This is a genomic window from Enterobacter sp. 18A13, assembly GCF_007035975.1.
In the GTDB taxonomy this organism is placed as follows: Bacteria; Pseudomonadota; Gammaproteobacteria; order Enterobacterales; family Enterobacteriaceae; genus Enterobacter; species Enterobacter vonholyi.
Genome location: NZ_AP019634.1, coordinates 617,686 through 638,135 on the forward strand (window position 1 = coordinate 617,686; position 20,450 = coordinate 638,135).

At 58.5% G+C, this 20,450-nt stretch carries 21 protein-coding genes; 2 read left to right on the forward strand and 19 right to left on the reverse strand.

The window, feature by feature from the left end:
* Window positions 1-2: 2 nt before the first annotated feature.
* From hpaI to hpaG, 6 genes are all read right to left on the reverse strand, one after another.
* The gene (gene hpaI / locus FOY93_RS02955; RefSeq protein ID WP_133293726.1) at window positions 3-800 is read right to left on the reverse strand and encodes a 4-hydroxy-2-oxoheptanedioate aldolase; all 798 of its coding nucleotides are present in this window, start codon (window positions 798-800) and stop codon (window positions 3-5) included.
* 9 nt (window positions 801-809) lie between these two features.
* On the reverse strand, window positions 810-1,613 hold the full coding sequence (gene hpaH, locus FOY93_RS02960; protein WP_133293727.1) for a 2-oxo-hept-4-ene-1,7-dioate hydratase: 804 nt from the start codon (window positions 1,611-1,613) through the stop codon (window positions 810-812).
* A 67-nt stretch (window positions 1,614-1,680) separates the two neighbouring features.
* Entirely contained in the window at window positions 1,681-2,061 is a 381-nt protein-coding gene (locus tag FOY93_RS02965; RefSeq protein WP_133293728.1) for a 5-carboxymethyl-2-hydroxymuconate Delta-isomerase, read from the reverse strand.
* Window positions 2,062-2,070: 9 nt separating this feature from the next.
* Complete coding sequence (gene hpaD, locus FOY93_RS02970; protein WP_133293729.1) at window positions 2,071-2,922, reverse strand: 3,4-dihydroxyphenylacetate 2,3-dioxygenase; 852 nt, start codon at window positions 2,920-2,922, stop codon at window positions 2,071-2,073.
* Between the two features lie 2 nt (window positions 2,923-2,924).
* Window positions 2,925-4,391 (reverse strand): 5-carboxymethyl-2-hydroxymuconate semialdehyde dehydrogenase, encoded by a 1,467-nt coding sequence (hpaE, locus tag FOY93_RS02975; protein WP_008502108.1) that lies wholly within the window; start codon window positions 4,389-4,391, stop codon window positions 2,925-2,927.
* The gene (gene hpaG / locus FOY93_RS02980; protein WP_133293730.1) at window positions 4,388-5,665 is read right to left on the reverse strand and encodes a 4-hydroxyphenylacetate degradation bifunctional isomerase/decarboxylase; all 1,278 of its coding nucleotides are present in this window, start codon (window positions 5,663-5,665) and stop codon (window positions 4,388-4,390) included. Before hpaG ends, hpaE begins: the two co-directional genes overlap by 4 nt.
* Before the next feature lie 270 nt (window positions 5,666-5,935).
* Between hpaG and hpaR the strand changes: the two genes are divergently transcribed.
* Both hpaR and tsr read left to right on the forward strand, forming a co-directional pair.
* On the forward strand, window positions 5,936-6,376 hold the full coding sequence (gene hpaR, locus FOY93_RS02985) for a homoprotocatechuate degradation operon regulator HpaR (RefSeq protein ID WP_143344618.1): 441 nt from the start codon (window positions 5,936-5,938) through the stop codon (window positions 6,374-6,376).
* 83 nt (window positions 6,377-6,459) lie between these two features.
* Window positions 6,460-8,124, forward strand: a complete 1,665-nt coding sequence (gene tsr, locus FOY93_RS02990; protein ID WP_133293732.1) for a methyl-accepting chemotaxis protein — start codon at window positions 6,460-6,462, stop codon at window positions 8,122-8,124.
* Window positions 8,125-8,216: 92 nt separating this feature from the next.
* Here tsr and FOY93_RS02995 read toward each other — a convergent pair whose 3' ends face one another.
* The 13 genes from FOY93_RS02995 to dnaT form a co-directional block, all read right to left on the reverse strand.
* Complete coding sequence (locus FOY93_RS02995; RefSeq protein ID WP_133293733.1) at window positions 8,217-8,723, reverse strand: GNAT family N-acetyltransferase; 507 nt, start codon at window positions 8,721-8,723, stop codon at window positions 8,217-8,219.
* 29 nt (window positions 8,724-8,752) lie between these two features.
* Window positions 8,753-9,226: a FidL-like protein gene (locus FOY93_RS03000; RefSeq protein ID WP_023615762.1), complete on the reverse strand. Its 474-nt coding sequence runs from the start codon at window positions 9,224-9,226 to the stop codon at window positions 8,753-8,755.
* A gap of 1 nt (window position 9,227) precedes the next feature.
* Window positions 9,228-9,968, reverse strand: a complete 741-nt coding sequence (locus FOY93_RS03005) for a winged helix-turn-helix domain-containing protein (protein ID WP_127729524.1) — start codon at window positions 9,966-9,968, stop codon at window positions 9,228-9,230.
* Window positions 9,969-10,093: 125 nt separating this feature from the next.
* Window positions 10,094-11,050 carry a Csu type fimbrial protein gene (locus FOY93_RS03010; RefSeq protein ID WP_133293734.1) on the reverse strand — a complete coding sequence of 319 codons (957 nt, stop codon included), beginning with the start codon at window positions 11,048-11,050 and terminating at the stop codon, window positions 10,094-10,096.
* A complete protein-coding gene (locus tag FOY93_RS03015) occupies window positions 11,041-13,329 on the reverse strand; it encodes a fimbria/pilus outer membrane usher protein (protein WP_232057368.1) in 2,289 nt (762 codons plus the stop codon). Before FOY93_RS03015 ends, FOY93_RS03010 begins: the two co-directional genes overlap by 10 nt.
* A complete protein-coding gene (locus FOY93_RS03020) occupies window positions 13,250-14,026 on the reverse strand; it encodes a fimbrial biogenesis chaperone (RefSeq protein ID WP_143344620.1) in 777 nt (258 codons plus the stop codon). The genes FOY93_RS03015 and FOY93_RS03020 overlap by 80 nt, the downstream gene beginning before the upstream one ends.
* Window positions 14,027-14,028: 2 nt before the next feature.
* Window positions 14,029-14,523 carry a Csu type fimbrial protein gene (locus tag FOY93_RS03025; RefSeq protein ID WP_143344621.1) on the reverse strand — a complete coding sequence of 165 codons (495 nt, stop codon included), beginning with the start codon at window positions 14,521-14,523 and terminating at the stop codon, window positions 14,029-14,031.
* A 32-nt stretch (window positions 14,524-14,555) separates the two neighbouring features.
* Window positions 14,556-15,098 (reverse strand): helix-turn-helix transcriptional regulator, encoded by a 543-nt coding sequence (locus tag FOY93_RS03030; RefSeq protein WP_115876527.1) that lies wholly within the window; start codon window positions 15,096-15,098, stop codon window positions 14,556-14,558.
* Window positions 15,095-15,733: an EAL domain-containing protein gene (locus FOY93_RS03035; protein ID WP_115876526.1), complete on the reverse strand. Its 639-nt coding sequence runs from the start codon at window positions 15,731-15,733 to the stop codon at window positions 15,095-15,097. Before FOY93_RS03035 ends, FOY93_RS03030 begins: the two co-directional genes overlap by 4 nt.
* Before the next feature lie 180 nt (window positions 15,734-15,913).
* Entirely contained in the window at window positions 15,914-18,205 is a 2,292-nt protein-coding gene (gene opgB, locus FOY93_RS03040; RefSeq protein ID WP_143344622.1) for a phosphatidylglycerol--membrane-oligosaccharide glycerophosphotransferase, read from the reverse strand.
* Window positions 18,206-18,475: 270 nt separating this feature from the next.
* Entirely contained in the window at window positions 18,476-18,958 is a 483-nt protein-coding gene (locus tag FOY93_RS03045; protein WP_073001066.1) for a YjjA family protein, read from the reverse strand.
* Window positions 18,959-19,040: 82 nt separating this feature from the next.
* On the reverse strand, window positions 19,041-19,778 hold the full coding sequence (gene dnaC, locus FOY93_RS03050) for a replicative helicase loader DnaC (protein ID WP_014168503.1): 738 nt from the start codon (window positions 19,776-19,778) through the stop codon (window positions 19,041-19,043).
* On the reverse strand, window positions 19,775-20,320 hold the full coding sequence (gene dnaT, locus FOY93_RS03055) for a primosomal protein DnaT (protein ID WP_127729538.1): 546 nt from the start codon (window positions 20,318-20,320) through the stop codon (window positions 19,775-19,777). Before dnaT ends, dnaC begins: the two co-directional genes overlap by 4 nt.
* Window positions 20,321-20,450 lie beyond the last annotated feature (130 nt).

Sequence of the window (20,450 nt, forward strand, 5' to 3'; positions counted from 1 at the left end):
GTTTAGTAGACGGATTTATTGTTATTAACTGACGTAACCGGTTTTTCGATAAAACGTGCCGCCAGCGCTTCCGCGCCGCGGGCAAGCAGGGTAGTGTCGACCCCGACGGCAACAAACAGCGCGCCGAGCTCAAGATAGCGTTTTGCCAGCGGCTCGTTCGCCATCAGGATGCCGGGTGCTTTACCGGCGGCGCGTATCTGCGCAATCGCCTGCTCGATGGCGGCCTGCACCTCCGGGTGCTGCGGATTGCCTGCAAAGCCCATGTCTGCGCTGAGATCCGCAGGGCCGATAAACACGCCGTCGATGCCTTCCACGTCCAGGATTTGCGGCAGGTTTTTCAGCGCCTCGCGGGTTTCAATCTGCACCAGCACGCACATGGCGTCGTTGGCCTGCTGCAGGTAATCGGGAATGCGGTTCCAGCGCGACGCGCGCGCCAGGGCGCTGCCCACCCCGCGAATGCCCGCAGGCGGGTAGCGGGTGGCACGTACCGCCAGCCGCGCTTCGTCGGCGTTTTGCACCATCGGCACCAGCAGGGTTTGCGCACCCACGTCCAGCAGCTGTTTGATCTGCACCGGGTCGTTCCACGATGGCCGGACCACCGGCTGGCTGGGATAAGGGGCGATAGCCTGCAGCTGGGTTAAGACGGTCTGCACGCTGTTCGGCGCGTGCTCGCCGTCGATCAGCAGCCAGTCGAAGCCTGCCCCGGCCAGCAGCTCGGCGCTGTAGCTGCTGGTCAGCCCCAGCCATAAACCGATTTGCGGACGGCCTGCTTTCAGCGCCGCTTTGAATGCGTTTTGCATCGTGCTCTCCTAGACAAAGCGGCAGCTGATGGAGCCCATGCTGCCGTAGTCGACGTGGAAGGTGTCGCCCCTGCTGGCGGGCACCGGGCGGGTAAACGAGCCGCCGAGAATAATCTGGCCGGGCTCAAGCTGCACGTCGTACGGCGCCAGCCTGTTCGCCAGCCACGCCACGCCGTTCGCCGGGTGGTTAAGCACGCCTGCGGCCACGCCGGTCTCTTCGATCACGCCGTTGCGGTAGAGCAGGGCGGAGATCCAGCGCAGGTCCAGCTCGTCGGGCTTAATCGGACGGCCGCCGAGGATCACGCCCGCGTTGGCGGCGTTATCGGAGATGGTGTCGAAGACCTTGCGCGGACGCTGGGTCTCCGGGTCGACGTTGTGGCAGCGGGCGTCGATCAGCTCCAGCGCGGGGATGACGTAGTCCGTGGCGTTGTAGACGTCGAAGATAGTGCAGTTCGGGCCGCGCAGCGGTTTTGCCAGCACGAAGGCTAGCTCCACTTCAATGCGCGGGACGATGAAGCGGTCGACCGGGATGTCGCTGCCGTCGTGGAAGAACATGTCGTCCAGCAGCGCGCCGTAGTCCGGCTCGCTGATCTGCGAGCTGGCCTGCATCGCTTTGGACGTCAGGCCGATCTTGTGGCCCTTCAGCACGCGGCCTTCGGCAATCTTCAGGCTGACCCATTCGCGCTGAACGGCGTAGGCGTCTTCAATGGTAATCTCCGGGTAGTCCAGCGAGATCGCGCGGATCTGCTCCCGGGACTGTTCCGCCTGATGCAGACGATGGGCGATCAGGGTATGGGTATGTTTGTCGAGCATGGCGATATCCTGTTTTATCTTTGTTTTCACCCTCTCCCTGTGGGAGAGGGGACTGACCGTGCCGGTATTACTTAAACAGCGCGTGCACGTTGTTCTGTTTGTAATTAAGGGTCGGGTGCAGCTCGTCAAGCTCGAACGACAGCGCCAGGTAGCGGCTCGCCATCAGCTCCGCGAAGTGCGCTTTGATAAGGCCAAACAGCATCTCCCCCACGGCTTCCCGGCTCTCCAGGCTGCGCCCGGCGCCGATTTTCAGCGTCATATGCACAAAGGCGTAATCGTGCCTGCCGTCGGCCATCTGCCAGGTGTCCAGCCAGTGGGCGCGGCTGCGGATACCGCCGATAGGGAAGATGCCCGTGGCGGCGAGTGCCTCGTTCACTTTGGCGAACAGCCCCGGCAGGTCGGCCTGCTCGCGGATGTTCTCGGTACATTCAGCAATAAAGTGCGGCATGGTGGCTCCTTAGGCGGGCAGCGGGAAAACGGCGTTGACCTGGCCGGTTCCGGAGCTGGCGAACAGCTCGGTGAGAAACTCCACCTTGCCGTCGTATTTGTCCCAGCCGAGCATGCCCAGGAGCATCACCGTGTCGTGCATGTTGCCCTCGCCGTAGCAGTAGTCGGCGTACTCCGGCAGCATGCTGCAGAATTCTTTGAACTGACCCTCGCGCCACAGCTTCACCACGCGTTCGTCCATCTGGCGGTCGAACTCGCGGGTGTAGCTGTTCATCCCTTCCTCGGCGCGCTGGTCGTCGATAAAGCGGTGCGACAGCGAGCCGCTGGCGAGCACCGCCACGGTGCCGTCATATTTTTCGATGGCGCTGACGATGGCCTCGCCCAGCCTGCGGCTGTCGGCGAAGTCGTGAACCGTGCAAAACGCCGAGATGGAGACCACCCTGAAGTGCTTATCCGCGTTCATGTAGCGCATCGGCACCAGCGTGCCATACTCCAGCTTCAGGCTCGGGATGTTGTGCGCTTTGGCGCGCACGCCGAGCTTCACCGCCTCGTCGGCGATGAGCTGGCCGAGTTCCGGATTGCCGTCGTAGTCGTAGGTCATGTCGCGGATAAAGTGCGGCAGCTCGTTGCTGGTGTAGACGCCCGAAAAATGGTCCGCACAGTTGATGTGGTACGCGCTGTTCACCAGCCAGTGGGTGTCGAAGACGATAATGGTATCGACGCCCAGCTCCCGGCAGCGCTTGCTAATTTCTTTATGACCGTCGATGGCGCCCTGGCGGCAGCCGTGGTTTTTGCCCGGCAGCTCGGAGAGATACATCGACGGTACGTGGGTGATTTTCGCCGCTAACGCTAGTTTACCCATGCTCAGATCCCCCACTTTGGAATCGGATGGTCGCCCATGGAGATGCAGACGTTCTTCATCTCCGCGAACACCTCGAAGCTGTACTCACCGCCCTCGCGGCCGGTGCCGGAGGCCTTCACGCCGCCAAACGGCTGGCGCAGGTCGCGCACGTTCTGGGTGTTGACGAACACCATGCCCGCTTCAATGCTGCGCGCCAGACGCAGCACCTTGCTGACGTCCTGGGTCCAGATGTACGACGCCAGGCCGTACTCCACGTCGTTCGCCAGGCGCAGACCTTCCGCTTCGTCTTTAAACGGCAGCAGGCAGGCCACCGGCCCGAAGATCTCCTCCTGCGCCACGCGCATGCGGTTATCAACATCCGCCAGCACGGTCGGGCGCAGGAAGTTGCCGCCCTTCAGGTGTGCAGGCAGGTCGGTCGGTTTGTCCGGGCCGCCCGCCAGCAGGGTTGCGCCTTCCTCGATGCCGAGGCGGATATAGCCGGAGACTTTTTCCCAGTGCTGTTGGCTAATCAGCGCGCCAATCTGGGTGTTCGGATCGGTCGGGTCGCCCACGCGCAGGCGGTTGGCGCGCTCGGCGAAGCGCTTGACGAATTCCGGGTAGATGCTCTGCTGGATAAAGATGCGCGAGCCCGCGGTGCAGCGCTCGCCGTTGATCGAGAAGATGGTGAACAGGGCGGCGTCCAGCGCGCGCTCGATGTCGGCGTCTTCAAAAATCAGCACCGGGGATTTGCCGCCCAGCTCCATGGAGTACTTCTTCAGCCCGGCGTTTTTCATGATGTTGCGCCCGGTGGCGGTGCCGCCGGTGAAGGAGACCGCGCGCACGTCGTGATGACGCACCAGCGCGTCGCCTGCCGTGGCGCCATAGCCCTGAACGACGTTCAGCACGCCCGCCGGAATACCCGCTTCGAGGGCCAGCTCGCCCAGACGGTCGGCGGTCAGCGGGGAGAGCTCGGACATCTTCAGCACCGCGGTATTGCCTAAGGCCAGACAGGGCGCGACCTTCCAGGTGGCGGTCATAAACGGCACGTTCCACGGCGACACCAGCGCGCAGACGCCCACCGGCTGCACCAGGGTGTAGTTGAGCATCTTGTCGTCGACCGGGTAGGTTTTGCCGTTCATCTGCTGGCACACCTCGGCGAAAAATTCGAAGTTGTGCGAGGCGCGCGGAATTAGCACGTTTTTGGTCTGGTGGATCGGCAGCCCAGTATCGGCGGTTTCCATGGCGGCGATCTCCGGCACGTTCTGGTCGATCAGATCGCCCAGACGACGCATCAGGCGCGCGCGCTCCTTCATCGGCAGGTTGGCCCACTTCGGAAACGCCTCCTTGGCGGCGGCAACGGCCTGATGGATTTCGGCTTCGCCGCCTGAGGCCACTTCTGCCAGGACCTCGCCGGAGGCCGGGTTAGTGGTGTGGAAGTAGTCGCTGCCCGCGACGTTTTTACCGTTGATCCAGTGGTTAATCTTTTTCATTTTGCCGTCTCCTCACTCACAATTCGGTTCACCAGGCGTCCCACGCCTTCCACTTCCACCACCACCTCATCGCCCGGCACCACGTCGGAGAGCCCCTTCGGCGTGCCGGTGGCAATCATGTCGCCCGGCTGCAGGGTCATAAAGTCGCTCAGGTAGGCGATCAGGTACGGGATGCTGAAGATCAGATCCGCCGTGGTGCCTTCCTGACGCAGCTCGCCGTTGACGAAGGTGCGCAGGGCGAGGTTGTGCGGGTCGGGAATGGCTTCTTTTGGCACGACGTTTGGGGAAATGGGGGTCAGCCCGTCGCGGCTTTTTACCCGCAGGTTCGGGCGGTAGTAGTTTTCCAGGTAGTCGCGGATGGCGTAGTCGTTGCAGACCGTGTAGCCCGCAACATAGTCCATCGCCTCGGCTTCACTCACCTTACGCGCGGTTTTGCCGATGACCACCACCAGCTCCGCTTCATAGTGCATGTACTCGATATTGTTCGGGCGCACCGACGTCTGGCCGTCGCCGTTGAAGGTGTTTGGCGCTTTGATAAATACCAGCGGCTCGGTGGGCGGCTTGAAGTCCAGCTCGCTGGCGTGGTCGGCATAGTTCAGACCGAGGGCAAACAGCGTGGCGTGCGGCGGCGTGCGGTGCGTGTGAGCGACGTCGCGTTCATCTACCACCGGGTTTTCCAGCGGCGGAAAACCTGCCGCCAGAATACGCACCCGATCGCCCGGGCGGATCTCAACGCGGCTTTGCGGGGTACCGAGCAATATCGCATCGCCGGGATTGAGGGTAGCGAACTCGCTCAGGGCGCTCAGCAGTTCGGCTGCGTTACGCTGAAGGTCGGCCGTGTTCCAGTGGTCCGCTTCGCGGCCGTTGATCTCGGTGATGATGGTCAGGTTATCCACGTTACCAACGGCGACCATTTCACCGAGCGGGCAAAATCCGTCCCGGCATTTCGCCTTGATGGCAGGGCGGTAGAAGCTCTCTTCCGGCAGGCTCACCTCGTTGGCGAGTGCGTATCCCGCAATATATTCCGCGGCGTCCTCCACGCGCACCTTGCTGGCGGTTTTGCCCACGACCAGCGCCACCGTGGCGCCGCTCAGCACCGTTTCACCCTGCGGGAAGGGGATCGACTCGCCCGCGCGGATCACCGTGTTATGCGGTTTGATAAACCACACCGCTGTTTTCGGCGGCGTGTTGTAGGGGGCTTTTTCAAAGGCCTCACGCCAGGCTTCACGCTGGCTTTGATGGTTGAGGGCGACGGCAAAAACGGTACCTTTCATTTACATACTCCTCAGGCCGGATGTCCGGTTTGGATTTCATTAATATGTTAATGATCTGGTTTTATGCTTTTGCTGTTTATTTCGCAATCAGAAGTGAAAAATTTGTGATATGAATAACAATAAATTTACATGTTGGACTTTATTAATATTTAAATCATAGGGTTAATAAAATTGACGGGTTTCTGTTAGACTTTTTGACGGAAAACGCGTTGTTTATAAAAACATCTTTTAGTGATTGTTTACTTGTTAATGATGTGAAGGGGAGACGCTATGCATGATTCATTAACCATCGCGCTGCTGCAGGCGCGGGAAGCGGCGATGTCCTATTTCCGCCCAATCGTGAAGCGCCATAACCTGACCGAGCAGCAGTGGCGCCTTGTGCGCGTGCTGGCTGAACATCCGTCGATGGATTTTCACGATCTGGCGTTTCGCACCTGTATTTTGCGCCCGAGCCTGACCGGCATCCTGACGCGGATGGAGCGCGACGGCCTGGTGCTGCGCTTGAAGCCGGTGAACGACCAGCGCAAGCTGTACGTATCGCTGACCAAAGAGGGAAATGCGCTGTATGAACACGCCCAGGCGCAGGTCGAAGAGGCGTATCAGCAGATCGAGGCGGAATACACGCCGGAGAAGATGAAACAGCTGACGGCGCTGCTGGAAGAGTTTATTGAACTCGGAAACCGGCATAACGCAGCGCGGGAAGAAGAGTAAAAACCACAAATTCCAGGATGATTTTCGTAAAGTTTTCCCTTTCCAGGCCGAAAATTCTGTATCTGTCTGAGGAAAGAGAAAACATGTTAAACCGTATCAAGATTGTCACCAGCTTAATGCTGGTTTTAGCGATATTTGGCCTTTTACAACTCACGTCCGGTGGTCTTTTCTTTAATGCCCTTAAGAATGACAAAGAGAATTTCACCGTCCTGCAAACCATTCGCCAGCAACAGTCCACGCTGAACGCCAGCTGGGTAGCATTGCTGCAAACCCGTAATACCCTGAACCGTGCGGGTATCCGCTATATGATGGATCAGAGCAATATCGGCAGCGGCGCGACCGTTAACGATTTGATGCAAATCGCGTCTTCGTCTCTGAAACAGGCGGAAAAAAACTGGGCTGCCTACGAAGCCCTGCCGCGCGATCCGCGTCAAAGCGATGCGGATGCCATGGAGATCAAGCGTAACTATGATATTTACCACGGCGCGCTGGCGGAGCTGATTCAGCTGCTGGGCGCGGGCAAAATCAACGCCTTCTTCGACCAGCCGACCCAGAGCTATCAGGACGGTTTTGAGAAGCAGTATGTGAGCTACCTGCAGCAGAACGACAAGCTGTATCAGACGGCGGTCGAAGACAGCAACAGCTCCTACAGCCAGGCTATCTGGGTGCTGATTAGCGTCCTGATTGCCGTGCTGGTGGTTATCGTGGCCGTCTGGCTGAACATCAAGCAGACGCTGATCTCTCCGCTGAATCGTCTGATCGACAACATTCGCCATATCGCCAGCGGCGACCTGGTGAAGCGCATTGAGGTTCAGGGCACCAACGAGATGGGTGAACTGGCCGACTCGCTGCGTCATATGCAGGGCGAACTGGTGCGTACCGTTGGCGACGTGCGTAACGGCGCGAACGCTATCTACAGCGGCGCGAGTGAAATCGCGATGGGCAACAACGACCTCTCCTCCCGTACTGAACAGCAGGCCGCTTCCCTGGAAGAGACCGCTGCCAGCATGGAACAGCTGACGGCGACCGTTAAGCAGAACGCCGAGAACGCTCGTCAGGCAAGCCATCTTGCGCTGAGCGCCTCTGAAACCGCGCAGAAAGGCGGCAAAGTGGTGGATAACGTGGTGCAGACCATGCGCGATATCGCGGGCAGTTCGCAGAAAATCGCCGACATTATCAGCGTGATTGACGGGATTGCCTTCCAGACAAACATTCTGGCACTGAACGCGGCGGTAGAAGCGGCGCGTGCGGGCGAGCAGGGCCGTGGTTTTGCGGTGGTGGCAGGTGAAGTACGTAACCTGGCCCAGCGCAGCGCCCAGGCGGCACGCGAGATCAAGAGCCTGATTGAAGACTCCGTGGGCCGCGTGGAAGTAGGCTCAACGCTTGTCGAAAGCGCCGGTGAAACCATGGGTGAGATCGTGAATGCGGTAACACGCGTCACAGACATCATGGGTGAAATCGCCTCTGCGTCTGACGAGCAGAGCCGCGGTATCGACCAGGTGGGTCTGGCGGTAGCAGAGATGGATCGCGTGACCCAGCAGAACGCCTCGCTGGTTGAGGAATCTGCCGCAGCGGCGGCCGCCCTTGAAGAGCAGGCAAGCCGTCTGACTCAGGCCGTAGCGGTATTCCGCATTCAGCAGGAGCAGATGAAAGCGCGCGAATTCGCTTCTGCGAAAACCGTTTCAGCACCGGCGATGACGCGTAAAGCGGTTACCGCTGACGCAGGTGATAACTGGGAAACCTTCTAACGCCGTGTGTTGTGCCGGGTGGCGGCTGCGCCTTACCCGGCCTACGGTTCGTGGTTTTGTAGGCCCGGTAAGCGCAGCGCTACCGGGCGATATTACAGAGGCAGGCGCATGGCGCAGCGCGTTTCATACGCGAAGCCGTGCGCCGTCTCTTCTTCCCTTTTCCGACGCAGTTCAGGCGTCAGCGTCGTCATTTTTTCAAACCCCAGCCGGGCATAGAACGGCGCATTCCACGGGACGTCCCTGAACGTCGTCAGCGTCAGCGCTGTCAGCCCCCTGTTACGGGCATGTTCTGCCACGCAGGCGATGAGCTGCCTGCCGATCCCTTTTCCCTGCGAGTGCAGATCAACCGAGAGTTCGACAATAAACAGTGATGACGGATGGGCTTCGGCAAGGATAAACCCGACGGGGTGGTCGTTTGCCAGCGCCAGCCAGCTTAGCCCGCGTTCGACATAGCCGAGGTGTTGTTCAGCGGAAATGACCACGCCATCGGCAAGCCAGGCGAGTGCCGGGAAGCCACGGAAGCACCCGGCTGCCGCGCGTTCAATGGCGGGCAGGGCGGCAACGTCGTTGCGGGTGGTAGGGCGAATGCGAATAGTCATGGCGGCAAGTATAGCCTGACCCGTCGACATTATTCCGAGCAGATCAGCACCGGCGAATAGAAATTGCTGATCACCAGCGCGTCTTCCGGCGTGCGCTCGATCGTCAGAAGCCTTTTATTGCCCAGCGTCAGGCCGGCAACGTATTTTTCAAAGACCCCGGGCGGCATGGCGTCATGGCTAAAACGCTCCACTTTTTGAATAGCAATCTCATACAGTTCGCCCTCCACGTGACGCCATTTAAACATCTCCTGGCGGGAAACCTCCCAGCTGCGCGGGGCATTCACCACGCTGCCGTTAACCGTGATATACCCCGTTTTGTCGGGATGAAAACGCATAATGATCTCACCGTCAAAGGTGAAATCGTGGCTGTCGCGCCGGTCGGAGAAGGTCAGGTTTCCATCGCAGGCCACCGACAGCGGGGGCGTGTGAAAGTACCACGCCGTCACGGCGCCCAGCAGCAGCAGGTTGAGGAACAGGATTAGCCAAACTTTTTTGTGTCTCATATCACCACTCGTAATAGTAAAGCGTACGACAGGCGCTGGCTTTACCCCGCGTGAGGGAACATTGGGAGAGCACCAGCCGCCCTTCGTGGCCGTAGAAAAGCGTTCTCTGAATGTGCATGTAGAAAATTGAATTTTTCAGGCACGGAAGATGGCCGTCCTTCTGAAGCGTTTGCGCCAGCGTTATTGCCTTCCCGTGAAACACGTCCGCCAGCGGCGTAAAGGTGTAGACCGGGCAGGTGCCGATATGCGTCAGCAGATGGATCTCCCTTTGTGAATTTTCTGGCTTGATCAGCGCGATCCAGAGGCATAGCGCAACGACGACCAGCGTGAGCGCGCCGCAGAACAGCCATTCCGGGCGAACGCGCCATGCAGGTTTTGCCGTTTCGGCGGTCGGCGGAGCCTCCTCCAGCGGAGTGACCGTGACGTCCGCGCTGAGCATAAAGCCCGTTTTCGGTACGGTAACGATAAGCAGCGCGTCGGGAAGCAGGGCCGCCAGCATCTTGCGCAGAATGCTGATGTACTGGTTTAAGGAGTTGTTAGATCCCTGTAGCCCTCGCCGATCCCAGACTTCCTGGAGAAAGGTTTCCCGTTCAACCACGTTCCCATGATGCTGAACCAGCAGCTTCATGATGGTATTGGCCGTACAGGTGAGGAGCTGCGCATCCTCATCCGGCGCATTGATAAGAGAAACAGAACCGTCCTCGTCGTTATAGACGATGGCGTCAGCAAGCAGGTATTTCATAAGTTGTTGTAATAAAAACAGAGATAAAAAATAAAAGAGAAGATCTACGCCTTCCGGGCTGCATTGCTGGCTATTTTAACGCCATTGTTACCGATAACATTGATCCAGACAGGATTTTGGGTGGTTTAATAAGTCAGCGTGATAATCACGTCATCAATAAATTCCCCGGTACCGGTTAGCGGCTGTGCCGGGACCTCGCCATAAACGGTGTAGTTCTGGGGGCCGCCAGCGGGATTGGTGACCTGCAGCGCATCGCCGCTGCTTTGATCTCCCCAGCGTTGCGTGGCCGCCTCATCCTGCCAGAGCCCGTAGCGCAGGCACTGGCCCTCGCTGTTGCAGAGCTGCCGCTGGTTACCGCTGGCATGGTTGCCTTTGCCCATGGCAAGGGTGAACGCGGTTCCGGCCGGACAGCGCGTGGTGAGGGTGGCGGTGGAACGCGTCGGACGCAGGGTCGCGGTGCTGGTCAGGGTGCCGAAGTTAAGGGGCGTCACGCGCTCGATGTAGCACCCCTGGCTGATTTCAGCCTGCGCGCTGGTGCCGCCCTGCACCTGCTCCCCCTCTGCGGAACCGTCCGAGCAGTTTTGCAGGGCATCCTGACGCAGGGCGCTGTGCCAGGCGATACGCAGATTCATGTTGTAGTTGTAATAGTGGTAGGCCGGAAGCTGGCTTTGCCCTGCCGGAATGGTAGCGATAAGCGGAAAGGTACCGCTGACGTTGGCATTGCTTTGCGCGGCCAGAGTCTGCTGAATCAGGTTCCCGCTGCTGGCAGGCCCCAGCTCCTGAGAGCGCGCTGCGCCGTTCAGCAGGCGGAAGAGGAGGGTGTACTGTTTTCCCTCCTGGTCCCCCGGCGAGATCATCTCAAAGGGCGGGGCGTCTACGCTGCTCAGGCAGACGTTGAGATATTCCGTCCTGCCCTCGTTGTCGGCCTGGCAGCTAAACTTGACCTCGGTGTTGACGGAGGTGGTATTGCCCGCGACGACGTTGCCAAAGTTAATGGCGGGCATGGACGTAATCCAGCAGGCTGCCGCCATCGCCTTCACGGACAGGGCGAGCAGCAATAATAACGGCGCTCTTAGTGACACAGTTGTTCTCCGATATTCTGTATAGATGACGCGGTACGCGGCGCCGGAAGCGTGACCCGGCACTCCCCCTCACCGGTCTTCACCACCAGCTCACCTGGCAGGGGCGGATCTTCAAGCCAGATAAAGCCGTCGCGTCCCACGATGGTGGCACCCTGCGGCGTTGACACGACGCTGCCCAGTGGGAGCGGCCTGCGGCGGCTGTCGACCAGCCGGGCCTGAACCGTGACGGCGTGATGGACGTTAAAATCGACTTTGACCGCGCTGCTGTTGCCCGGCCTGGCATGCATGTCGGTGACGGGGGCGATCACATCGGCGGGCAGATCGAGCGGGTTAATGCTGACTTTGCTGTTGTGGTAGCGCGGCAGGTCGGTCAGCAGGAGATAACCGTCCTCATCCGTTTCACCGGCCGGGCGGTTTTCCAGCATCACCGGTACGTGCCCAATACCGTGCGTGGAGACCAGCGCCATGCCCTGCTGGATGTAGCGCAGCGCGTGCAGGCTGCCGTCCAGCAGCGTCAGGCTACCTTCGGCGGAGGCGTACTGGTTGCCCTGGCTGGCACCCTGCTGCAGCCCAACGTGCCATTCGCCCGCTCGGCCCAGATAGCCTACGTCCGCATATCTTTCACGTCGTTCGCCAAAGCCCTGGCCCAGCTCCCATGACCAGCCGCCGGCCTCATCGTCCGGCTGGTGGCGGTAATCCATGCGCGGCGTATCCCGGCTGGCCTGAGCGGAGAGCGTGTCCTCGCGACTCAATGGGACGGAAAACAGCAATTGAACGTGACTCGACGCATCCGTAAACGAGCGGGTATAGCTCAGCGTGGTGGAGATGTGTGCCGGCAGCGACACCGACCAGGAGGAGTTGAGGTAGCGCTCTGTGCTGCCCTGAATGTTCTGCTGTACCCAGCCCGCGCCCACGGTACCGAAATGAGGGACGGACTGGCTTACCCACACGCTGTCGCTGCGCCTGACGGGCGCGGCACCGCTCATGCGGGCGTTGTCGGCGAAATCCGCCCCGGTACGGACGGTGCTGGCAGAAATGCCCGTTCCTCTGCCGTTCCACTGCCAGCCGAGGCCCCACTGAACGCCCTGACCGTAAGGGCTATCGCTCACGGCAACGTGCTGGCTGACCACCCCTACGGCGGGGGAGACCAGCCAGTCAGCGCCCGTGCCCACGTTGTGCAGCCTGCGCTGCTGCTCCGTATGCAGCGCCAGCGTCAGGTGATTATTCACTCCATAGCGCCAGCCCGCGTCCAGCAGCGGCGAGGCGGCATAGTCGTCGGAGTGCAGGGCGTAGTTTTCCCGCATCCAGCCGATGTCCAGCGAACCGCTGCTGAGCCCTTCCGCCAGCATGCCCGGGGCGCCGTAGAGATCGAGCTGTACGGCGCGACGCTGACCGTTGATATCGGTAATCACCACCTCCGCCTGCCCGCTGCCGGTGAAGGACGGCAGGGTATCCAGCAGAAAGTCTCCCGGCGTGACGCGCTGGCTGCTCTGCTTTAGGCCGTCGATATATAGATCGACCGTGGAAGGTAGCACGGCCGTGTCGCTGTAGCGGCTGCGCGGTTCGGTATTGAGCTGGGGATTAAGCTCAAAGTTACGTGCCCAGTGCAGACCGCCAAAGCGTACCTGCCGGCTCCAGCGGGTGCCGGTGGTGATGCTGTCGCCCAGCGCCAGCGTGGTCAGCGAGTCGGTGTTGTCCCACTGCCAGCGGGTTTCGAGACGGGTGTGGGTAGGCCGACCGGCGCTGTTTTCCTCCCCGGCATGGCTTGAAAAACTGCTGCTGAACGTTCCGGGTAGCCCTCCGGACGCGGTCAGCATGGTCTGGGCGTTAAGCTGGCGCTTCCCCTGCACGTCGCTGGCGTAGAGCGCGTATCCGAGCGTATAGGCGTTGACGGGCTGCGCATCAGGATAGCGGTACATCGGCGTGGGCCTTGAGACGGTCAGATGCTGCTGGCCCTCGAGCGCGTCTGCTTCTGCGGTAATCGACAACTGCTGGGACAGCACGTCGAGATTGACCTTCAGGCCCGGCAGGGAGGTCAGCTCAACCCACTCTGCGCGATCGTCCGGGGCGTGAAGCCCCAGCTTTTTCATGTCGCTGCGCCTTATCCATAGCGCATTATCCACCACCCGGCAGGCCCACAGCTCGCCTCGCGGGGCGTGGTTCACGGTAATGGCCAGCCATTGTACGGTGTCGGTGGGTTCAGCCCTGGCTGACAGCATGAGCGGTAGCCAAAACAGGAGCGCGAGAAGCGAGCGGGCGCAGGGGTATCTGGCTGGCATGATGGTCATCATTGAGATAGACGCGCAGCGAGCTGAGCGCGTGTCGTGAGGGCTGCTTGAGCGATAAAAGGGCGATTTGTCCCGGGAGCACATAGCCCGCCAGGCCTTTAATCGACCCTACAACCTGCCCATCGGCCGTCAGGGCCTCAAGGTGGCTCAGGCGGATATGGCGGTTTCCGGCGTTAAAGCAGCGGAGAGTGGCCGGTATGTCTGCCTGCTCACAGCTCAGGGCATCGTGGCTGACGGGCGCGCTCTGGTTCCCGGCAATAAACACCGGAATCGAGTAGCGCAGCAGGAAGTGCACCGCGGTGGGATTGGCGGCGCGGGACGTGGCGTCCGGCAGTTCGTCGATGACCAGCCGGTAACTTTGCTCCTTTGCACGGTTGCCTGGCTGCATGACGATAATGCGCACCAGCTGCTGCTGGCCCGGCGCCAGTGATGTCATCGCCGGGCTGGTGACCACCTCCCCGGTGTTCACCAGAACATCTTTACCGTTTTTTTGCATCCATTCGTACACCCGAATCTGCGCATGGATGGCCTCTTTCCCACTGTTAGTGAGATAGACCGCCGCTGCCCGCTGGTCGCTCTGCAGATCGAGCGTTACCGGGGCCACCTGAAGCGTGGCGGCCAGCGCGTAGCGTGACAGCAGCGCCAGCATCATGAGCCATAGAATGAAGCAGGGAAGGTAGCGACGCACGATCAGTACTCCAGTTTTAACGTGATATCGTCGCTGTAGGTACCTGCCTGGGCGGTTGTCAGCGCCCCGGCTTCAATGACGCCATACAGCGTTTCCTCCTGTTCCACACCGTTGCCGGTATCGTCCAGGCCATTCGTGCCGGTGATTTGCGTCTGTTTGCCTTCGTCGGCAAAGAGTTTCCACGCAATCTTCTGTGCGCCCGTTTCGCCGTTTTCCGGCTTCAGCCAGAAGGTTCCGTTTTCGCCGTCGTTGCTGGTGGCGGTGAGGGTGAAAGGCGTGCCGTTGGTACAGACGATATCGACCTGCGTTTTGGCCTGGATTTCGCTCGACTCATCGGAGCCGTGACGCGAGAAGTTGAGGTCGTTGGCTTTGAGGGTGCACGACTTTACGACCTCAAGTGATACGTGCATCGTCGCGCTTGCGCTACTGTCTGCGGCGATCGCAGCAGCAGGAAGCAGGAGAACGGAACAACATGCAACGGTGGGAATAATTTTCATGATTTTATTTCCTGACGTGAGTAACAGTGGAATTACAAAGCGAATGACTGAGCGTCCAGCAGGCAGAGTTTTCGATGGAATTCCGCCAGGCTGTGGCAGCAAAATTTGTTCATCGCGTTACGCTTGTGGGTGTAGATCGTTTTAGGGGACTTATTCATGATTTTTGCGATGCGAACCGGACTGAATCCTTTATGGAGCAACATGCAAACCCGTCTCTCCTGATACGAGAGCATGGCGGCGTTTTCGAAGGCGAATGTCGTGTCGCTAAAACAGTGGCTTAGCTGCGCAAAAGAGAGGTTGTCCGCGACCACTCGGACCCGCTCGTTGCGCAGGAAGGCGTGAACGTCGCAGACCCGCGCTGCATCCGTAAATACCAGCCAGTTCTCTCCAGCGTGTGTATTGAGCAGCCGTTCCTGCAGGCGCAAAAGCCCTTCCGGATTAACGTCATGGATCCAATACATCTCCGGGCGAGGGGTTACGGCCGTCGAGATCATCGAAGTGAGGCCAAGCCATAAAAACGTATTCCCGCTCAGAACGATAACCTGATAGCCAGCATTCAGAATGAAAGGGGTCATTTTCTACCCCACAGATAGCCCTGGCCGTAATCGGCCGCGCTGGCGCGGGCCAGCGCGAAATCACCCGCGGTTTCGATGCCTTCGATCAGTACCTTGCTGGCGATGCGCTTGCACTGGCGGGTGAGATGCAGAAACTTTGCCTGCTCGATCCGTCCGTTCCAGAAGGTATGTTTGTCAATTTTGATGCCGCAGAAGCGGATCTGGCTGGTCAAAAGTTCGGGAAGAAGGTCTTCGCAAACATCGTCTGCCCACACTTCTATTCCCCACTGATGGAGCGTTGCGATGCATTTCCTCAGCGCCCGGCTTTGCGTATCGTCGAGTTGTACCATCGTATGGAGATCGGTGACCTCGATAGCAAGTCTCTCCGGGCAGGGTGTTTCTTCTTTGAGCCTGTCGAGGAAGTCCGTTTCCAGCAGTAAATCCGATGTCGCATTGAGGTAATACTTGTCGCCCTCTTCGCAAAACATGGCATGACGAAGCTGCGCAAAGAAGTGCGCCTTACGCAGCGTCGAGGACATCGAGCCAAAGTAGTCTTCAAGATCGACGTGGGGCTTTGCCGTGGACAATACCTCCCAGGCAATCACATTTTCGCTGCGCAGTGCCCGGATGGATTCGAACTTATAGCCGGTTAGCATGATAAAAGTGCGTAACGCTCCGTGGTGATTTCAGGAGCTGCACATTTTATTTATTTGGTTTTTGGTGGGATATTTATAGATAAAAATGGCTTATATAAAGTGTTTTTATCTAATTTATAAGGCTTGTAAAGGATTATTTATTTTCATAAGCGCCCGGCAGAACGCCGGGCGCGACGCGCATTAACCCGCTTTGCTGATGATTTTGATTTCGACCATGCCAATTCCGATCTCGCGCGGTGAGTGCCCAAGGATATTTCCCTCATTCGTGGACTGCGGGTCCGGCGGCACGATCACCAGGGTATTGCTGCGCGAAGGATTCTCAAAATGCAGCGTTTGTGTGCTCACGTCGTATCCAAGCGTTAACGTCTGCTCCCGATCCCCCACGCGCACGGGTACGGGCTTGTTAGCATTGGGGCCATACGCTCTGGCGGTGATCACCAGGTCGAACTGTTCCGGCAGCGGATGGGCGTATTCAATTTTCACCTCATTGCCCAGCTGCGCGTTGGACCAGCGCCCCCAGGACTCCGGACGCGAGATGCCGCTAAACTGCTTCACTTCTTCCGGTGCGCCGGCCACGTTAAAGATAAAGCTATCCGCTTTGTAGCGAATATCGTTATCGCTGATTTTCAGCATGTCGATGTTGTGCTGATAGCGCGCGGTATCAATCACCGTATCGTTGAACGCGGTTTTGCCCTTCCACTGCGCCTTATCAACGTGCTGCACGGTTTGCTCCCCGCCGAGCTGACCCTGAGAGACGCACCAGTCGGTAGAAAGCGCCAGCGGCTGCGACCAGAGCTGGCCCATTTTGTAGCATCGGTCGACCCAGACAAAATTATCGCGTGGCGCGAAATCGGCCAGCTGATAGCGCAGCGGCGCGGAATATTCGCTTTCCGGCAGCGGCTCAACGCGCCCTTCCGACACGCGCACCAGCAGCGGCAGACGGAAGCTGCTGCCCGAGAAGGCAATCGTGTTTTTATCCCGATCGACGGTGAAGTCCTTCATCTCTTTCGGGAAGTTCCACAGGCGGATAATGTCTGGCTTCCAGGCGAGGATTTTATCCTTCATGTTGAGGAACACTTCTGACAGGGACTGCCCCGACAGCGTGCTGCGGCCAAGGCCAATAAAGTTGTCGCCGCCCAGAATGTCCAGCACGGTTGCGCCGTTATCCATGGAGTTGCGTTTGGTGGCGATCGTCTCCTGCTGCGGCTGGTCACCGCGCAGGACGAAGAACAGGTTGCTGCGATCCTGCTTATTGAGCTGATCCCATGCGCTGTTTTTCATCGCCAGATGGTCAGACGAAACGACGATGACGGTGTTTTTAAACCAGGGCGAGGCTTTGATTTTCTCGACCAGCGCGGCAATGTGTTCCTGGCTACAGGTGACGGCGCTGAAAGACTTGTTGTTTTTGCCGTCCACGTCATAGCTTTTGCGTTTGCAGCTGCGCGAGACGAATCCGTCCGGATGATGGGTGTCCACCGTCAGCGCAAAGAGGGAGAAACGCTTGCCCGTGCGGGACAGCTCCTCGAATTTCTTCCAGGTTTCGTCGAGTACCGTATCGTCATAGAAGCCCCAGTCGTTGCGGTAGCTCGGATCGGCAACCGTCGTTTTTAACTCCTCTGAGCCATACAGGTGATCAAAACCGTGGGATTTCAGGAACACATCTTTTCCGGCGAAGCGCAGGTTTGCCCCCTGCACAAAATAGTTTTCGTAGCCGGAGTTTTTCAGGATATCGCCGAGGCAAATATTCTGCGGGAAGAAGGTCGACATGGAGGCTGAGGCGTTACCTTCAAAAGGCGCGAACAGCGGAATACCGCACTGGGAGGCAACCATCCCGGCAATCGTGTAATCCGTACCGGGCAGCTGCATGGTGTGGCTGAAATCGAGCCCTTCATTTTTCAGCGCACCCAGGTCCGGCGTCAGCTCCGGGAATGCATCGTTATCAAAGTACGTGCGTTCCAGGCTTTCACCGTAGATATAGACCAGGTTGAGCTTCGGGTTGGCGATCGTTTTCGACGGTTCTTTGTAGTAAGCCACGAAATCCGGATCGCCGTCGCGCGACTGGGATTTCACCAGCTCGGTGATCTGATGGAACGCCGGGCTGGCGTCGACGGAGGCCAGCGCCAGGAAAAGCGCCAGCAGGCTATAGCCATGATGGTGTGGAAGGTGGCGGCGGCGGCGCAGCACCCAGGCCAGCGCGCCAAATATCGTCACCAGCGCGACGATAAGGCCGAGCCCCGGCAGAATGTACTTGCCCACACCCGCGCCCGTCAGGCTGTTTGTCAGCGTGTAGAGCACCGCATCGTTAATACCGTCACCGGTAAAGTAATCGCTGGCGTATAAGGTAATGTTTAAAATAATAAAAATGCCGAGCACCACCAGCGTGGCGATAAACCACCAGGTATGACGGCCTGCTTTCCAGGCGTAAACGCCGACGGAAGCCAGAAAAAGGATAAGAGACATGAATTCAGACAACAGCATATCCTCGTGACGCCAGATAATTCGCTGGCTAACTGTTTATTTTTTGGGTCATACAATGTAATTGCGATGTCGTTAAGCTGCAATTTTAGTGTCACGAAAGTGTGCTGTTGTTAGGATTTGGTTTAGAAAATCGTTTTTATGAAGACGTGCACATCCTGACAAACGGACGCTGAGGCGGTGGCAGGTGGGGAAAACGCTCATTTAGCGCCGCGCTGCAAGACTATCGCATTAAACGCGGCGTGTTGTGGCAGAAAATGGGGTGGATCAGGAGATGAAATTAACGCCTTGTTTCAGCACCAGATCGCAGGCTTTGGTTTTGACCTGTTTTGCCAGAGAAGAGTTGCCGAGGGTGCTCAGATTCAGCTGCTGCCCGTTTTGTGCGTTAAGCAGGCCCTGAATGCCGTCCATATAGTTGGTGTCCGCTTTTTGCTCCTGGGTATCCAGACCCAGTTTACCAAGCACCTGGTTTTTCACGTTTTGCGCGTCGGTCACGGAGGCCAGCTTTTGCTTCGCGCAATATTCCAGAATCCCCGCCGCGTTGTTCATCGTGCCCGCACTCAGACTCTGGGAGCTGTTGCCCAGCAGGCTGGTAAGAGAAGAGGCGGAGAGTCCACCCTGAGAGCTGCTGCTCTCTTTGGTCAGCTCATTTGCTGCGCTTGACAGGGACTCCTGCCAGGACGCCGCTTGCGCTGCGCCGGTCACCAGCAGCGCGCCTAAAAAGGTGCTGATTAGAATCTGTTTTTTCATTATGGCTCTCTCAAAAAGGTCCGTTTTGGGCCGAGGGGTTCCAGTATATACCTATGCCCTGTCGGCGATTCCTGGAACTGTCTTAATACTCTTTGCCGGTGACGCGGCTGCGGTAGCTTTCCCAGTCGAAAATGACATACAGGCTGTTACCCAGCTTCATGCGGTCCATGACGCGTTCACCTAATAAGCGGGTCATTTCGTCGATGTTGTGGTTCGTCAGCATGCCGGTGGGGCGTTTGGACGAAGAGCGGCGATCGACAATCTGGTTGATGATCACTTTTTCATAGCGGGATTCCGTCTGAACGCCAATCTCGTCGATGACCAGTAAATCGACATTGCTTAAATCATTAAGCAATTGCTCTTCACTGGTTTCGCGGTTGCTGAAGGTGTCTTTCATCGCGGACATGATATCGGCCACGGTGATGATGAGGACCGATTTACCGCGCAGAAGCAGCTCGTTGCAGATGGCGGCAGCAAGGTGATTTTTGCCGGTGCCCGGCTTGCCGCTAAAAATGAAGCTGGCGATATTGCCGTCGAATTCATCCACGTACTGACGGGCGGCGGCAAGGGCGTTCATCTGCCCGTTGGTCTCAATTTTATAGTTATCGAACGAGCAGTTCTGGTGCAGGGGACGGATACCGGAACGGTTAAAGGTGCGCTGCATTTTCATTGCCCGATTTTCGCGGGCAAGCGCGGCGGCGCGGATCTTGCCTTGCTCTTTTTGCCACGCCAGCAGCTCTTCACCGGTGGTGAAAGCAGGCTTCACGTTGGCAGGCATCATTTTTTGCAGACGTTTCATCAGGTCGCCGACGTTCTTCATTTCGCACCTCGGAATCCGCTGGGGATCTGTTTATCCGGTTCTGAAAACGCGTTGATGTCGCGTTTTGGCTGGCCATTGTTGCCGGCGCGAGTAATTTGCAGATGACGCGCGAGCTTTTGCTGCCACTGAATATGGGTGAAGACTTTACCTTCCGCCTGCCACCAGGCAGTAAACGCGGCAAGCTCTTCCGCGGTGGCCGGTTGGGTTAACGCAATCCCCCACAGCGCGGCCTGCCGCTGAAAATCCGCATCCGGCTGCCAGCCCGTGTAAAGAGCAAATTTTCCCATTGGAACGGTCACGGGAACGTTGACCGGCTCATCAAAGAACTGGTTGTCCAGCGTGACATCGCTCGCCGGGCGTGACAGTTGCGCTTCAATCTCCAAAAGCTGTGCCAGACGTTCCGGTGTGATTGCGTAAAACGCCGGCGCGTTGTCGGCAAAAACGGCAACCGTGCCGCCTTCGGCGTGGGTCAACACACCGCGTGGGTCGCGCATAAAGGCATCAATGCCAGCAATGCTGGTGGTCAGAATTCTGGAGGACATAACGCTTACTCTACTGATTACTACGGGCGTGATATGAGCTTATGGTAGCACAGAGAGGGGAAAGGGAAGGAGGGGATTTCCCCGGTGGTGCTGCGCTTACCGAGGCTACAGTCGTAGGCCGAATAAGCGC

Bases quoted from the DNA above. Each gene is read 5' to 3' on its own strand.
- hpaI (WP_133293726.1), bottom strand. From the start codon at position 800: ATGCAAAACGCATTCAAAGCGGCGCTGAAAGCAGGCCGTCCGCAAATC.
- hpaH (WP_133293727.1), bottom strand. From the start codon at position 1,613: ATGCTCGACAAACATACCCATACCCTGATCGCCCATCGTCTGCATCAG.
- FOY93_RS02965 (WP_133293728.1), bottom strand. From the start codon at position 2,061: ATGCCGCACTTTATTGCTGAATGTACCGAGAACATCCGCGAGCAGGCC.
- hpaD (WP_133293729.1), bottom strand. From the start codon at position 2,922: ATGGGTAAACTAGCGTTAGCGGCGAAAATCACCCACGTACCGTCGATG.
- hpaE (WP_008502108.1), bottom strand. From the start codon at position 4,391: ATGAAAAAGATTAACCACTGGATCAACGGTAAAAACGTCGCGGGCAGC.
- hpaG (WP_133293730.1), bottom strand. From the start codon at position 5,665: ATGAAAGGTACCGTTTTTGCCGTCGCCCTCAACCATCAAAGCCAGCGT.
- hpaR (WP_143344618.1), top strand. From the start codon at position 5,936: ATGCATGATTCATTAACCATCGCGCTGCTGCAGGCGCGGGAAGCGGCG.
- tsr (WP_133293732.1), top strand. From the start codon at position 6,460: ATGTTAAACCGTATCAAGATTGTCACCAGCTTAATGCTGGTTTTAGCG.
- FOY93_RS02995 (WP_133293733.1), bottom strand. From the start codon at position 8,723: ATGACTATTCGCATTCGCCCTACCACCCGCAACGACGTTGCCGCCCTG.
- FOY93_RS03000 (WP_023615762.1), bottom strand. From the start codon at position 9,226: ATGAGACACAAAAAAGTTTGGCTAATCCTGTTCCTCAACCTGCTGCTG.
- FOY93_RS03005 (WP_127729524.1), bottom strand. From the start codon at position 9,968: ATGAAATACCTGCTTGCTGACGCCATCGTCTATAACGACGAGGACGGT.
- FOY93_RS03015 (WP_232057368.1), bottom strand. From the start codon at position 13,329: ATGCCAGCCAGATACCCCTGCGCCCGCTCGCTTCTCGCGCTCCTGTTT.
- FOY93_RS03025 (WP_143344621.1), bottom strand. From the start codon at position 14,523: ATGAAAATTATTCCCACCGTTGCATGTTGTTCCGTTCTCCTGCTTCCT.
- FOY93_RS03030 (WP_115876527.1), bottom strand. From the start codon at position 15,098: ATGACCCCTTTCATTCTGAATGCTGGCTATCAGGTTATCGTTCTGAGC.
- FOY93_RS03035 (WP_115876526.1), bottom strand. From the start codon at position 15,733: ATGCTAACCGGCTATAAGTTCGAATCCATCCGGGCACTGCGCAGCGAA.
- FOY93_RS03045 (WP_073001066.1), bottom strand. From the start codon at position 18,958: ATGAAAAAACAGATTCTAATCAGCACCTTTTTAGGCGCGCTGCTGGTG.
- dnaC (WP_014168503.1), bottom strand. From the start codon at position 19,778: ATGAAGAACGTCGGCGACCTGATGAAACGTCTGCAAAAAATGATGCCT.
- dnaT (WP_127729538.1), bottom strand. From the start codon at position 20,320: ATGTCCTCCAGAATTCTGACCACCAGCATTGCTGGCATTGATGCCTTT.